Source organism: Vibrio sp. S457-15 (assembly GCF_000960545.1).
Classification (GTDB): domain Bacteria; phylum Pseudomonadota; class Gammaproteobacteria; order Enterobacterales; family Vibrionaceae; genus Vibrio; species Vibrio parahaemolyticus.
Map to the genome: position 1 here is coordinate 22,929 of NZ_JYOQ01000028.1, position 14,513 is coordinate 37,441.

Genomic DNA, 14,513 nt, shown 5'->3' on the forward strand with positions numbered 1-14,513 from the left:
AAACAAGTGATCGCCGCTGTTTCTCACCGGTGAGATTAAGAAAGTTGAACACCTGTAAAATTCAAAGGCTGGTGGCATTTTTGACAGGAGTAGGTTGCCTCTTTGCGCAGAACTTTATTGTGTCGGCGAATCGAGAGCGGGTAGGTCATGCAGCCGCAACGATACTCAAACGTCTTACCCTGGACTGAGGTAACTTCAAAGCGGTGTGTGGTGTTGGCAGGAATACCAAATACGGATTCCATGACGCCCCGCCACTCTTTTCCGTGTGGTCGAACTCGGCCGTACACTTGGTAGGTGATTAAGTGGGCGACTTCATGAGGAATTACTTCTTCCAAAAACGCCTGTGGATTTTCTCTAAATAAAATAGGGTTGAGACGAATCTGATTTAATTGAAGGTAGGCTTTTCCCGCTGCTTTGCCGCGAACGTTGAATGTGATGCTTGGGATAGGGAATGAGCGCTTAAATGCCTGCTGTGCCAAAGAGATACAATCAGCCATGACTTGCTTGGCTTTATAACTCAGTTCAATGTCCATCCATACTCCGGTGTATTCAATAAAAAGCCCCCGCGTTGGCGAGGGCTGAATCATAGCATTTGTCCGTTAAGGCGTGTGTTTTTTCTTGATGGTTGCATGGTAGGCGTGCCATGTACCGTAGCCCAGAATTGGCATGGTAAACAACATACCGATTCCGTAGGTAGCAAAACCAATCAAGATACCGCCACAAATAATCGCTGCCCAAACAATCATGGCTGGAATATTGGATTTCACTGCGTTAAAGCTAGTAAACACCGCTGTCATCATGTCGACACGGCGTTCCATCATTAATGGAATCGAAAACGCAGAGATACTAAATACGATACACGCCAACACGAATCCAACCAATGAACCTATGACCAGAAAAGGCAAAAACTCAGTCAGTGGTGCGCCTTGTACGGATGGGTACAACGCGTGGAGCAGCGCAGCGATACGCATCCAGAAAATCATACAGACGGCGAGCAATACTGCGAACGCCCATTGTGAGCTCGAGTTACGACCAATCGCTTTCATGGAATGGAGCAGGCGCGCTTTGTGCCCACGTTCTCTCTCCCAACTCGCATCATAAAGACCCAGTGCTAAAAACGGACCTATGAGCATATAGACGATGAGGCTTGGCATCACCACTAAATGTGTGCCTTGCCATTGCACCAGAAGCACAATACCAATCGCTGCTGCCATAAAACAGATGCCGTAAAAAGCACTGATGAGAGGCATTCGTACGAAATCATGTAACCCCAGAGCTAACCAGTGAAAGGGTGCACTCAGATTGACGGTGTTACACGGAATGGTTCTGGCGTATTCATTATCTGGTACTTCCTTTCGTTTGCTTTGGAAGTCAGATGGATTCACGGTACGAGGCATAACTCCTCCTTGATTAATTCCCACGGTGTCAACGCTTACCAAGGTCGTCAGTACTCGATCATCTCAATGGTTATCTTAAGGAGTACAGTGACTTGGTATCGAGCCATACAAAAGGATGTTTGGTTTACGTGTTTTAATCACGGACTCCACCACGTGAACCTACATCTTATTACTCGGTGTTATATGCATCGAAAAGTGCATTTAACATTATGTTAACTATTGGCGGTGATAGGGGAATTTACAAATAATTGCTGAATTTTTGTTCGGCAAGGGGAGGGAGGAATGTTCAATACAAAAAGCCCCCGCCATAAGGTGAGGGCTTTGTTGATTCTTGCGTGGCTCGATTACTTGATGCCAGCGAAATCGCGTAGAAGCTCAGCTTTATCAGTCGCTTCCCATGGGAACTCTTCGCGACCAAAGTGACCGTATGCTGCTGTCTTCTTGTAGATTGGTTGAAGTAGGTTAAGCATTTCTTGTAGACCGTATGGACGTAGGTCGAAGAATTGACGAACCGCTTCAATGATGATGTCGTGAGATACTTTCTCGGTACCAAACGTTTCAACCATGATAGACGTTGGATCAGCAACACCGATTGCGTAAGAAAGTTGGATTTCACAACGGTCAGCCATACCAGCCGCTACGATGTTTTTCGCTACGTAACGTGCTGCGTAAGCTGCAGAGCGGTCTACTTTCGATGGATCTTTACCAGAGAATGCGCCGCCACCGTGACGAGCTGCACCGCCGTAAGTATCTACGATGATTTTACGACCAGTTAGACCACAGTCACCCATTGGGCCACCGATAACGAAACGACCGGTTGGGTTGATGAAGAAGTTAGTGTCTTTGCTGATCCACTCTGCAGGAAGAACAGGTTTGATGATCTCTTCCATTACTGCTTCACGTAGGTCAGGCGTAGAGATTGAATCACAGTGCTGAGTTGAAAGAACAACAGCATCGATACCAACAATCTTACCTTGGTCGTACTGGAACGTTACCTGAGATTTTGCGTCTGGACGCAACCAAGGTAGTGTGCCGTTTTTACGAACTTCTGCTTGCTTTTCAACAAGACGGTGAGAGTAAGTGATTGGCGCTGGCATGAGTACTTCAGTTTCGTTACATGCGTAACCAAACATGATGCCTTGGTCGCCTGCACCTTGCTCTTTAGGGTCAGCTTTATCAACACCTTGGTTGATATCTGGAGACTGTTTACCGATTGTGTTTAGAACTGCACAAGAGTTCGCGTCAAAGCCCATATCTGAGTGTACGTAGCCGATTTCACGAACGGTTTCACGAGTTAACTCTTCGATGTCAACCCATGCTGAAGTCGTGATTTCACCACCCACCATTACCATACCGGTTTTAACGTAAGTCTCACATGCAACACGAGCCTTTGGATCTTGCTCTAGAATCGCGTCAAGAACCGCATCAGAAATCTGGTCTGCAATTTTATCTGGATGACCTTCTGATACTGACTCAGAAGTAAACAGGTGCTTAGCCATGTTAGCTCCACTATATCTGGTTTAAAACTGAGGAATGATAAACTCCCCAGCGCAAATTAATACTAATATTTGTAGGTGTATCTACATCTAGACGTCTATTCTAATTTTGATTGCTCGAATTACAAGCTCTTTTTTGGTTTTTGTTATAACCAAACGTTTGCTTGAATTATTGATAATTTTTAGAACTTCGATGTATTTGAACTGAAAGGTGCAATATTTGTGAGGTTTTGGGTTGGAAAACGTTTGCACACCCAACTTGGCTTTGAGAGAATTGTGACCTCTTTTTTCGTTTCGCTTAATGTACTCAGGAGCAGACATGTCGTCTCGTAAACATCTTGCCAATGCAATTCGTGCTCTAAGCATGGATGGTGTTCAACAAGCTAACTCTGGCCACCCAGGCGCACCTATGGGTATGGCTGATATCGCTGAAGTTCTTTGGCGCTCTCACCTAAACCACAACCCAGCTAACCCAGAGTGGGCAGATCGCGACCGTTTTGTACTTTCAAACGGCCACGGTTCTATGCTGATCTACTCTCTACTGCACTTGAGCGGTTACGAGCTATCTATCGATGATCTGAAAAACTTCCGTCAGCTTCACTCTAAGACTCCAGGTCACCCAGAGTACGGTTACGCACCAGGCATCGAAACGACAACAGGCCCTCTAGGTCAAGGTATCACGAACGCTGTTGGTATGGCTCTAGCAGAAAAAGCGCTAGCAGCACAATTCAACAAAGAAGGCCACGACATCATTGACCACTTCACTTACGTGTTCATGGGTGATGGCTGTCTGATGGAAGGTATCTCGCATGAGGCATGTTCTCTTGCTGGTACGCTAGGCCTAGGTAAACTGATCGCATTTTGGGATGACAACGGCATCTCTATCGATGGTCACGTTGAAGGTTGGTTCTCTGACGATACACCTAAGCGTTTCGAAGCTTACGGTTGGCACGTAATCCCAGCAGTAGATGGCCATGATTCTGAAGCAATCAACGCAGCGATTGAAGCTGCAAAAGCAGACCCTCGTCCTACGCTAATTTGTACGAAGACTATCATCGGTTTTGGTTCTCCAAACAAATCGGGTTCTCACGACTGTCACGGTGCACCACTAGGCGCTGAAGAAATCGCAGCAGCACGTGAATTCCTAGGTTGGGAACACCCTGCATTTGAAATCCCTGCTGATGTATACGCAGAGTGGGATGCAAAAGCAGCTGGCGCTGAAAAAGAAGCGGCGTGGAACGCGAAGTTCGAAGCATACGCAGCGGCTTACCCAACAGAAGCAGCAGAGCTTAAGCGTCGTCTAAACGGCGAACTTCCTGCAGAGTGGGAAGAGAAAGCAAACCAAATCATTGCTGATCTTCAAGCAAACCCAGCAAACATTGCGTCACGTAAAGCATCTCAAAATGCTCTAGAAGCTTTCGGTCAAATGCTACCAGAATTCATGGGCGGCTCTGCTGACCTAGCGCCTTCTAACCTAACCATGTGGTCGGGCTCTAAGTCTCTAGAAGCGAACGACTTCTCTGGTAACTACATCCACTACGGTGTACGTGAATTTGGTATGACTGCTATCATGAACGGTATCGCACTACACGGCGGTTTCGTTCCTTACGGCGCAACATTCCTAATGTTCATGGAATACGCTCGTAACGCAATGCGTATGGCTGCTCTGATGAAAATTCAGAACATCCAAGTGTACACTCACGACTCTATCGGTCTTGGCGAAGATGGCCCAACTCACCAACCAGTTGAGCAAATCGCTTCTCTACGTTTGACTCCAAACATGAACACATGGCGTCCATGTGACCAAGTTGAGTCTGCTGTAGCATGGAAACTAGCGATTGAACGTAAAGATGCACCAACAGCACTTATCTTCTCTCGTCAAAACCTAGCGCAACAACCACGTAGCGCTGAGCAAGTTGCAGACATCGCGAAAGGTGCTTACATCCTGAAAGACAGTGAAGGTAAGCCTGAGCTAATCCTAATCGCAACAGGCTCTGAAGTTGAGCTAGCAGTGAAAGCCGCTGAGCAACTAACAGCAGAAGGTAAGAAAGTACGCGTTGTTTCAATGCCATCAACAGATGCATTCGACAAACAAGACGCAGCTTACCGTGAAGCAGTTCTACCATCAGACGTAACAACACGTATCGCTATTGAAGCGGGCATCGCAGACTTCTGGTACAAGTACGTTGGTTTCGACGGTCGCATCATCGGTATGACAACATTCGGTGAATCTGCACCTGCTGACCAGTTGTTCGAAATGTTTGGTTTCACTGTAGAAAACGTAGTGAACACAGCAAAAGAACTACTAGCGTAATCGAGACAGTTGTTTAAACCGGCTCTGTTGAGCGGTTGTGAGAAAAGGCCATCATGTTGATGGCCTTTTTATTTGTCTCAATATTTCCAATCTAGCGGAATACTTTGGTGAATATCTTCAAGCAGTACGGATAAGCGAAGAGGATGACGCCCTGCTGGTGTATAACAGTTGATCGTTATTGGCTCTGAAAGCCAGCCTTCAAGGCATGGGGTGATACGGCCGGGGTGATGTTTCTCATACCCTTGTGCAGTCCAAGTCGGCAAGAGACCAATGCCGTGTCCGTTGGCGATACTATCGATCTGCATAGCAATGTTGTCGCTATAGAGTCGGCTGACAAATGGTTCTAGAAAAAACTCCCCTTGTTCAGGGTGCGAGAGTAGCAAACCATTCTCTTGTATCGACCCAAAATCTATCCACGGATGTTTGTTTAGTTCTCTCGGGTGGTGGATGGGGCCATGTTTTTCGATGTAGTTTGGCGACGCGAATGGGGTGTAACGAAATACGCCAAGCGTTTCTTTGCGCCAATCCAGCCCTTTGTGTTCACCTAGCCAGATAAACAAATCTGGATCGTGGTGTGTATCGGAAAAATCACTGGTGAGCTGGACTCTGACGTCAGGGTTCTCCGCCAGAAATTCATTGAGCACATCGCCTAACCAACTGCGAACTAACGCTGCGTGGCAAACGATATGTAGAGAGCCTGATACTTGATTATTTAAGCCTTGAAGCGCCTCATAACTTTCCTCGCTGAGCTCTAGGATCTGGCGGCTGTAGTCGGCAAAAATCTCCCCTGCGCGTGTCAGAATCAAGCGGTTGCCTTGTCGAGTCGTTAGCGCTTGGCCAAAGTCGGCTTCTAATTGTGCTAAGCGGCGGCTCACGGTGGATTTCGGCTGATTCAGTGCTTTGGCGGCTGCGGTCAAACTTTTGTGTTGGTTAAGCGCATCAAAAGCACGAATTGATGCTAAGTCGTGCATATCTTACTCCTTACTGCGTTATGTACGGATTCCATATATGGGAAGAACCGTTCCATAACTATCACTATGCATCTCATTCTATTTATGAATAATTCCACTTTGAAAATAATAATCATTATCAATTATGGAGATGTAGATGTCCACTCTTAGACTGCCAGTGCTAACTGCAACTGGTGTTTTAGCCTTCGTCAGTGTCCCTCATGTATTTGCTAACGACTCAGTTTCAAAAATGGAAACCGTCGTGGTGACAGCGTCAAGTTATGAGCAATCCCAAGCGGATGCGCCTGCAAGTATTAGTGTTATTTCGCGAGAAGAATTGGACTCGCGCTACTACCGCGACGTGACTGATGCACTGAAAAGTGTGCCGGGTGTTGTTGTGACTGGTGGTGGTGATACAACCGATATCAGCATTCGTGGTATGGGCTCTAAGTACACGTTAATTCTTGTGGATGGTAAGCGCCAAAGTACTCGCGAAACTCGCCCAAATAGCGATGGCCCTGGTATTGAACAAGGTTGGTTGCCACCACTTCAAGCCATTGAGCGAATCGAAGTGATCCGTGGCCCGATGTCGACACTATACGGTTCCGATGCGATTGGTGGTGTGATTAACGTGATCACCCGTAAAGATGCGCTTGAGTGGACAGGTAATGTGCAGCTGGGGACGGTTATCCAAGAAAACAGCCGTTCTGGTGGTGAACAGAGTGCAAACTTCTTTGTAAATGGCCCTCTTGCAGAAAACTTGTTGCTACAGGTTTATGGTCAATACACCGCAAGGGAAGAAGATGACATTGATTATGGTTATGAAGACAAAGATATGCAGAGCATCTCTTCAAAACTGATCTATCAAATCAATGATCGTCACTCTGTGCAGTTAGAGGGGGGGACATCGGCACAAAGTCGTCGCGGTAATGTTGGTCTTTCTGTACCTACGACGGGCTGTCGTAGAGGCTGTGAAGATTCATTGAATGAATATCGTCGTAACTACGTTACGCTTAGTCACACCGGGGAGTGGGAGTTATTGGGTAATTCTGATACCTACTTGCAGCGCGAGGAGAGTGAAAACAAATCTCGCGAAATGACTATTGTAAATACCACGTTTAAATCCAGCGTAGTTAAAGGGCTGGGCGCGCATACTCTGACAACTGGTGTCGATGCGACGCATGCCGAGTTGGAAGATTTTACGTCTAACAAAGCATCATCTAAGACTAAAGCATCAAATACTCAATGGGCTGTGTTCATCGAAGATGAATGGAAGATCGCAGAACCTTTTAGTCTGACATTAGGTGGTCGTTTGGATCACGATGAAAACTACGGCGCGCATTTTAGCCCGAGAGTGTATGGTGTGTGGCGTGTTGATCCTGCTTGGACGGTCAAAGGCGGTGTGGCGACAGGTTTCCGCTCTCCTCAGTTACGTGAAATTACCCCTGGTTGGGCGCAAGTCAGTGGTGGCGGTAATATTTATGGTAACCCAGATTTAGATCCGGAAACTTCACTGAACAAAGAAATCAGTGTGCTTTACCAAGGTGATTCTGGTCTTGATGTGACGTTAACTGCCTTCCACAATGAGTTTAAAGATAAGATCACTCGCGTGGTGTGCCCAGATACAATTTGTACGGATGGCCCAAACCAATGGGGGGCAGATCCTACTTACCGCATTAATGTGGATGAAGCTGTTACTCAGGGTGTAGAAGCAACGTTGGCGAAACCACTAACCGAGACTATCTACTTAAGCTCAAGCTATACCTTTACCGACTCGGAGCAAAAAACGGGTGAATACAAAGGCATGCCACTTCAGCAACTTCCAAAGCATCTGTTTAATGTTGATGTCACTTGGCAAACAACAGACAACCTAGAGAGCTGGACGAAAGTGACCTACCGAGGAAAAGAAATGGATCCGGTCACTGGCCCATCACGCAACAGCATCGTTGAACCTGCTTATACGTTTGTAGATGCCGGCGTAACGTATCAGTTGACGGATAACACCAAGATCAAAGGTGCGATTTACAACCTGTTCGATGAAGACATCAACTACAAAGAATATGGGTACGTCGAAGATGGACGCCGTTACTGGTTAGGGTTAGACGTAGCATTCTAATTTCTTTTAAAGAAGGCTGGGCTATGTCCCAGCCTTTTTAAATCATGCTTTACTATGATTCATTAGGTGCGTTTTTCAGCCTTATCAGGTACTATCTGTGCCACGAAATTTTTGGTGGGGCGAAGGATAAATGCTAAAAGTTGCGATCAATGGATTTGGACGTATAGGTCGTAATGTTCTGCGAGCTGTCTATGAAAGCGGCAAACATCAGCAGATTAAAGTGGTAGCGGTTAATGAGCTTGCTCAACCAGAGGCAATGGCTCACCTTCTACAATATGACACCAGTCATGGCCGTTTTGGTAAGAAAATCTCCCACGATCAAGAACATTTGAATGTTCACCATGAAAGCGGTGAATATGATGCCATCCGAATTCTTCATCTCTCTGAAATTGAACTGCTTCCGTGGCGCGACCTTGAGGTCGATATCGTTTTAGATTGTACCGGCGTTTATGGTTCAAAGGCGGATGGTCTTGCCCATATCGAAGCCGGAGCGAAGAAAGTGCTCTTCTCTCACCCAGGAGCGAACGATCTCGATAACACCATTATTTACGGTGTGAACCACGAAACTCTCAAAGATGAACACCGCGTGGTGTCCAATGGTTCATGTACCACCAACTGTATTGTTCCCATTATCAAAGTATTGGATGAAGCGTTTGGGATTGAGTCAGGTACCATTACCACAATTCACTCATCTATGAACGACCAACAAGTTATTGATGCTTACCATAATGACTTACGTCGTACTCGAGCTGCGAGCCAATCTATCATTCCTGTTGACACCAAGTTGCATAAAGGAATTGAAAGAATCTTCCCGAAATTTTCCAACAAATTCGAAGCCATTTCCGTTCGAGTTCCGACAGTTAACGTCACTGCAATGGATTTAAGTGTCACAATTAATACAAATGTGAAAGTTAATGACGTAAATCAAACCATTGTTAACGCATCTCAGTGTACATTACGTAACATTGTTGACTATACTGAATCGCCACTCGTTTCCATCGACTTTAACCACGATCCCCATAGCGCGATAGTGGATGGAACTCAGACAAGAGTGAGTAACGGGCAATTAGTAAAAATGCTCGTTTGGTGCGATAACGAATGGGGCTTTGCTAACCGGATGCTGGATACCGCTTTAGCAATGAAAGCTTCTTCACAAGTGGAGCTTTAAAGGTGAAGAAGTGATGGAGAGAATTTTTATTTCAAGCCTTGAAATAAATCTGACGTATCTCCATATCTATAACCAGTTTGAAGAATTAACAGGCTTGGCAGGGTTGCCGAGTTTTCAAAAACTTTAATTATTAAATATTTGAGAGGACACATCATGTCTGTAATCAAGATGACTGACCTGGATCTTGCAGGTAAACGTGTATTCATCCGTGCTGACCTAAACGTGCCAGTAAAAGACGGTAAAGTAACTTCTGATGCACGTATCATCGCATCTCTTCCAACTATTAAGCACTGCCTAGAAGCTGGCGCTAAAGTAATGGTTACTTCTCACCTAGGTCGTCCAACTGAAGGTGAATACGCTGAAGAGTTCTCTCTACAACCAGTTGTTAACTACCTAAACGACGCACTAGATTGCGAAGTTAAACTTGCTAAAGATTACCTAGATGGCCTAGAGCTAAACGCTGGTGAGCTTGTTGTTCTAGAAAACGTTCGCTTCAACAAAGGCGAGAAGAAAAACGAAGAAGAGCTATCTAAGAAATACGCAGCACTATGTGACGTATTCGTAATGGATGCATTCGGTACGGCTCACCGCGCTCAAGCGTCAACTCACGGCGTTGGTATGCACGCTCCTGTAGCTTGTGCTGGTCCTCTACTAGCAAACGAACTAGAAGCTCTAGGCAAAGCAATGGATAAGCCTGCTCGTCCAATGGTTGCTATCGTAGGTGGTTCAAAAGTTTCTACTAAGCTAACTGTTCTTGAATCTCTATCTAAAATCGCTGACCAACTTGTTGTTGGTGGTGGTATTGCTAACACATTCATCGCTGCTGCTGGCCACAACGTTGGTAAATCTCTATACGAAGCTGACCTAGTAGACACTGCTAAGAAGCTAATGGACGAGTGTGCAATTCCAGTGGCAACTGACGTTGCATGTGCGAAAGCATTCGACGAGAACGCAGAAGCAGAAATCAAACACGTTTCTGAAGTACAAGACGACGACATGATCTTCGACCTTGGTCCAGAATCAACAGCTGCTCTAGCTGAAATCCTTAAAAACGCGAAAACTATCCTATGGAACGGTCCTGTAGGTGTATTCGAATTCAAGAACTTCGAAGCAGGTACTAAAGGTATCTCTGAAGCTATCGCAGCTTCTGAAGGTTTCTCTGTTGCAGGTGGTGGTGACACGCTAGCAGCTATCGACAAGTTCGGTATCAAAGCTGACGTATCTTACATCTCTACTGGCGGCGGCGCTTTCCTTGAGTTCGTAGAAGGTAAAGTTCTTCCAGCAGTAGAAATGCTAGAAGCACGCGCTAAGTAATTAAAGCAAAGCGGGGGAGTTACTCTCCCGCTTTCTTGTTTGCTGCAACGTGAGAGGAACTCTGCTAGAATAGCCTCAGTTGTGAGCAAACGTTTGCAAGATTTTCAACTTAACAAGTTTTGTTTAAAAACGACAGATAAATAGGATTACATCCATGTCTAAGATCTTCGACTTCGTAAAACCAGGTGTTATCTCTGGCGATGACGTTCAGAAAGTATTTGAAGTTGCAAAAGAAAACCACTTTGCACTTCCAGCAGTAAACTGTGTTGGTACTGACTCTGTAAACGCAGTACTTGAAGCAGCTGCAAAAGTTAAAGCTCCAGTTATCGTTCAGTTCTCTAACGGTGGTGCTGCTTTCTTTGCTGGTAAAGGTCTAAAACTTGAAGGTCAAGAAGCTCAAATCCTAGGTGCTGTTGCTGGTGCGAAATACGTTCACGCTGTAGCTGAAGCTTACGGTGTTCCAGTAATCCTACACACTGACCACGCTGCTAAGAAACTTCTACCATGGATCGACGGTCTACTAGACGCTGGTGAAGAGTACTTCGCGCAAACTGGTAAACCTCTATTCTCTTCTCACATGATCGACCTTTCTGAAGAGTCTCTAGAAGAGAACATCGAAATTTCTGCTAAGTACCTAGAGCGCATGGCTAAAATGAACATGACTCTAGAAATCGAACTTGGTTGTACTGGTGGTGAAGAAGACGGCGTTGACAACTCTGATATGGACGCGTCTGAGCTATACACTTCTCCAGAAGATGTTGCATACGCATACGAGAAACTAAACGCTATCAGCCACCGTTTCACTATCGCAGCATCTTTCGGTAACGTACACGGTGTTTACAAGCCAGGTAACGTTGTTCTAACTCCAACTATCCTACGTGATTCTCAAGCGTACGTTTCTGAGAAATTCGGTCTTCCAGCGAACTCTCTAAACTTCGTATTCCACGGTGGTTCTGGTTCTTCTCTAGAAGAAATCCGTGAATCTATCGGCTACGGTGTTATCAAAATGAACATCGATACAGATACACAGTGGGCAACTTGGGATGGTATCCGTCAGTACGAAGCTGAAAACCACGATTACCTACAAGGTCAAATCGGTAACCCAACTGGCGAAGACGCGCCAAACAAGAAGTACTACGATCCACGCGTATGGCTACGTGCTGGTCAAGCTTCAATGGTTACTCGTCTTGAGCAAGCATTTGCTGACCTTAACGCAATCGACGTACTATAATTCGTCTGAATTGAGTTATCTAAAAACCCGCTCTTTGAGCGGGTTTTTTTGTGTCTGTCATTTGGCTTTCTTCAACGTTAATAGATTTATACCCATGCTGAATAGAAGAATGGATAGGGGCATGCAAGTACGTATTAATAATGCACCAATAATCATTAGGTTGTTTTTTAGCCGCTTCGCATGAATCTAGGTAATAGAAGTGGCGAAATGTTAAAGCATTGCGTACTCTGTAACAGGTCGATATCAGAAAATTCTGATAAAGCCTTGTTTTGCATATCTTTGCGAAACTCTGACTTTGCAAAATGTCAAAGTTGGGATATCGTGCCAAAAATCTGACACTGTTCAGTTGGGCAATAGGGATATTGTTGTAGATAAGGGCCTATAAAAAACAAGGCTCATAAGTTAACGGCAATTAGATTTATATATCTTTATTTTTGAGGATAAGAATTATGGCAGGTGAATCGATGGGTATCGATACCACTCTAACAGATGGGCTGACTCAAGCTGAGACTTGGCTTACAAACAACTCAGACCTACTTATTCAGTACGGTGTGAACATTATTTCAGCGCTGATTATCCTATTTATCGGTAATATTATCGTTAAAGCAGTCGCTGGCAGTGTTTCCAAAGTACTTGAAAAGAAAAACATGGATAAGGCGGTCGTAGAATTTATTCACGGTCTTGTTCGTTACCTACTATTCGTTATCGTACTTATCGCAGCTCTGGGCCGCTTAGGTGTTCAAACGGCATCTGTTGTTGCTGTAATCGGTGCGGCAGGTCTTGCTGTTGGTCTTGCTCTACAAGGTTCTCTATCAAACTTTGCGGCAGGCGTACTGATTGTTGCATTCCGTCCATTTAAATCTGGCGACTATGTAGAGATTGGCGGCGTAGCGGGTAGTGTTGAAGCGATTCAAATCTTCCAAACAGTTCTAAAAACGCCAGACAACAAAATGGTTGTTGTACCTAACTCGTCTGTTATTGGTGGTGCAATCACGAACTACTCTCGTCATGCAACGCGACGCGTAGATTTGGTCATCGGCGTTTCATACAAAGCCGATCTTAAGCTAACGAAGAAAGTGATTCGCGAAACGCTAGAAAAAGATCCTCGTATCTTGAAAGATCCTGATATGACTATCGGTGTTCTAACACTAGCAGATTCTTCAGTTAACTTCGTAGTGCGCCCTTGGGTTAAAACTGCGGATTACTGGGGTGTGTACTTTGATTCAATGCAAGGCATTAAAGAAGCATTGGACGAGAACGGTATCGAAATTCCATTCCCACAAATGGATGTTCATTTGAACCGTGTCGAATCTTAATTCGAACGATAGATAATCTAAAAAGCGAGGCACTAGCCTCGCTTTTTTTATATTTCAAACAGAGGGTTATTACCTATCTGTAAGAGTGGTCTTAAATGAATACCTGCAATACCGAAGGTGCGCTCTGGTAGCCCTGGTGTATAAAGCAACTCTTCGTGATGATAGAGCTTGGTATCCACCACGATCGCAACCTCTGGTGGTAAACCTATCGGGCAAACAGCACCGGGTAGGCAGCCAAGTAATTCCTGCATGAGTTCATCACTGCCAATAGAAGGTCGCTTGCCTAATATTGCTTTAATCGTGTTGGCATCAAGGCGAGAGTCTTTATCAGTAATGAACACGGCATACCCGCCACCTTTGAGTGTTAAAAACAAGCTTTTGCTATGTGTGCCTTGCTAGCCGAGTTCTTTCGCGACTTTAAGGTCGGTGTCGAAGTCGAGAATGGCTTCATGTCGCCATTCTCGAAATGGAATCGAGAGCGAATGCAATCGCTCTTTGTTGAGGCGATAGATGTTTTCCAGTGACTCCATGTCATTCATATCCTTAGGTTTGGGTTACCAGTATTTAGTGATGAGCTCGCTCGCGAGTACATAAGCAATGGTGAACATCATCAGTGCAACGGCGATATCGATGCCTTTTTTCACTTTCGGTTTAGATAGCGTAGGCCCGAGTTTTGCGGCGCCCATCGACAAGGTATAGAACCAAACAAATGACGCCATAATAGTGCCTAACGCGAAAGCGATTCGATCATGGCCTTCAAATTGTCCACCGATTGAGCCTAAGATAACGACGGTATCTAAGTACAAATGTGGGTTGAGCACGGTGACAGCTAATGCGCCTAAAATGACCGTTCGGCGTCCACGAGCTACGACTTCCCCTTTTGATTCCGATTCATTCTCTGGCTTGAATGCGCTTTTAAGCGAAAGTAGTCCATAGAAGCTCAGGAAGGCAATACCACCAAGCGTCACCGATGTCAGTAGGACTTCATTTTGAGACAGAATAGCACCACCACCAAAGATACCTAGAGAAATGAAGATCATATCTAAGACGCTACAAATAGTGGCTGTCGTCAGGTGGTGATTGCGCTTTATGCCTTGATTCAAGACATACGCATTTTGTGCTCCGATCGGAATGATCATCGATGCCCCTAAACCAAATCCTTGCAATAAAACCCAAAAGCTCACAATACACCTCAAATAATTAAGAAAACG

11 protein-coding genes and 1 pseudogene are annotated in these 14,513 nt (G+C 45.3%); 6 read left to right on the top strand and 6 right to left on the bottom strand.

Going from position 1 to position 14,513, the window contains the following annotated elements; all coding sequences use genetic code 11:
- Positions 1-35 precede the first annotated feature (35 nt).
- The 3 genes from UF05_RS02965 to metK all read right to left on the bottom strand — a co-directional run bounded on the left by UF05_RS02965 (position 36) and on the right by metK (position 2,896).
- On the bottom strand, positions 36-533 hold the full coding sequence (locus tag UF05_RS02965) for a SprT family zinc-dependent metalloprotease (protein WP_021453096.1): 498 nt from the start codon (positions 531-533) through the stop codon (positions 36-38).
- A 66-nt stretch (positions 534-599) separates the two neighbouring features.
- Positions 600-1,397, bottom strand: coding sequence for a DUF2189 domain-containing protein (locus UF05_RS02970; RefSeq protein WP_005461722.1), 798 nt, complete (start codon positions 1,395-1,397; stop codon positions 600-602).
- Positions 1,398-1,741: 344 nt separating this feature from the next.
- Complete coding sequence (gene metK, locus UF05_RS02975; protein WP_005461723.1) at positions 1,742-2,896, bottom strand: methionine adenosyltransferase; 1,155 nt, start codon at positions 2,894-2,896, stop codon at positions 1,742-1,744.
- A 316-nt stretch (positions 2,897-3,212) separates the two neighbouring features.
- On the opposite strand from metK, the gene tkt reads away from it, so the two are divergent.
- Complete coding sequence (tkt, locus tag UF05_RS02985) at positions 3,213-5,207, top strand: transketolase (protein WP_045545352.1); 1,995 nt, start codon at positions 3,213-3,215, stop codon at positions 5,205-5,207.
- 77 nt (positions 5,208-5,284) lie between these two features.
- Here the strand turns inward: tkt and UF05_RS02990 are convergent, their stop codons facing one another.
- Complete coding sequence (locus UF05_RS02990; RefSeq protein WP_005493888.1) at positions 5,285-6,178, bottom strand: LysR family transcriptional regulator; 894 nt, start codon at positions 6,176-6,178, stop codon at positions 5,285-5,287.
- Positions 6,179-6,314: 136 nt separating this feature from the next.
- On the opposite strand from UF05_RS02990, the gene UF05_RS02995 reads away from it, so the two are divergent.
- The 5 genes from UF05_RS02995 (at position 6,315) to mscS (ending at position 13,302) form a co-directional block, all read left to right on the top strand.
- A complete protein-coding gene (locus tag UF05_RS02995) occupies positions 6,315-8,273 on the top strand; it encodes a ligand-gated channel protein (RefSeq protein ID WP_015297287.1) in 1,959 nt (652 codons plus the stop codon).
- Between the two features lie 130 nt (positions 8,274-8,403).
- Positions 8,404-9,441 (top strand): erythrose-4-phosphate dehydrogenase, encoded by a 1,038-nt coding sequence (epd, locus tag UF05_RS03000; protein ID WP_005461726.1) that lies wholly within the window; start codon positions 8,404-8,406, stop codon positions 9,439-9,441.
- 153 nt (positions 9,442-9,594) lie between these two features.
- The gene (locus tag UF05_RS03005; RefSeq protein ID WP_005482432.1) at positions 9,595-10,755 is read left to right on the top strand and encodes a phosphoglycerate kinase; all 1,161 of its coding nucleotides are present in this window, start codon (positions 9,595-9,597) and stop codon (positions 10,753-10,755) included.
- Positions 10,756-10,909: 154 nt separating this feature from the next.
- Positions 10,910-11,986: a class II fructose-bisphosphate aldolase gene (fbaA, locus tag UF05_RS03010; protein ID WP_005482445.1), complete on the top strand. Its 1,077-nt coding sequence runs from the start codon at positions 10,910-10,912 to the stop codon at positions 11,984-11,986.
- Positions 11,987-12,435: 449 nt separating this feature from the next.
- Entirely contained in the window at positions 12,436-13,302 is an 867-nt protein-coding gene (mscS, locus tag UF05_RS03015) for a small-conductance mechanosensitive channel MscS (protein ID WP_005482477.1), read from the top strand.
- Between the two features lie 47 nt (positions 13,303-13,349).
- Here mscS and UF05_RS03020 read toward each other — a convergent pair.
- Together UF05_RS03020 and UF05_RS03025 are read right to left on the bottom strand one after the other, a co-directional pair.
- Positions 13,350-13,832, bottom strand: a pseudogene (locus UF05_RS03020) (YbaK/EbsC family protein).
- A 24-nt stretch (positions 13,833-13,856) separates the two neighbouring features.
- Positions 13,857-14,486, bottom strand: coding sequence for a LysE/ArgO family amino acid transporter (locus UF05_RS03025; RefSeq protein ID WP_021450042.1), 630 nt, complete (start codon positions 14,484-14,486; stop codon positions 13,857-13,859).
- Between the last annotated feature and the right edge of the window lie 27 nt (positions 14,487-14,513).

Coding starts and splice junctions, on each gene's coding strand:
- UF05_RS03005 (WP_005482432.1), top strand. CDS start 9,595: ATGTCTGTAATCAAGATGACTGACCTGGATCTTGCAGGTAAACGTGTA.
- tkt (WP_045545352.1), top strand. CDS start 3,213: ATGTCGTCTCGTAAACATCTTGCCAATGCAATTCGTGCTCTAAGCATG.
- fbaA (WP_005482445.1), top strand. CDS start 10,910: ATGTCTAAGATCTTCGACTTCGTAAAACCAGGTGTTATCTCTGGCGAT.
- UF05_RS02990 (WP_005493888.1), bottom strand. CDS start 6,178: ATGCACGACTTAGCATCAATTCGTGCTTTTGATGCGCTTAACCAACAC.
- metK (WP_005461723.1), bottom strand. CDS start 2,896: ATGGCTAAGCACCTGTTTACTTCTGAGTCAGTATCAGAAGGTCATCCA.
- UF05_RS02995 (WP_015297287.1), top strand. CDS start 6,315: ATGTCCACTCTTAGACTGCCAGTGCTAACTGCAACTGGTGTTTTAGCC.
- mscS (WP_005482477.1), top strand. CDS start 12,436: ATGGCAGGTGAATCGATGGGTATCGATACCACTCTAACAGATGGGCTG.
- UF05_RS02970 (WP_005461722.1), bottom strand. CDS start 1,397: ATGCCTCGTACCGTGAATCCATCTGACTTCCAAAGCAAACGAAAGGAA.
- UF05_RS02965 (WP_021453096.1), bottom strand. CDS start 533: ATGGACATTGAACTGAGTTATAAAGCCAAGCAAGTCATGGCTGATTGT.
- epd (WP_005461726.1), top strand. CDS start 8,404: ATGCTAAAAGTTGCGATCAATGGATTTGGACGTATAGGTCGTAATGTT.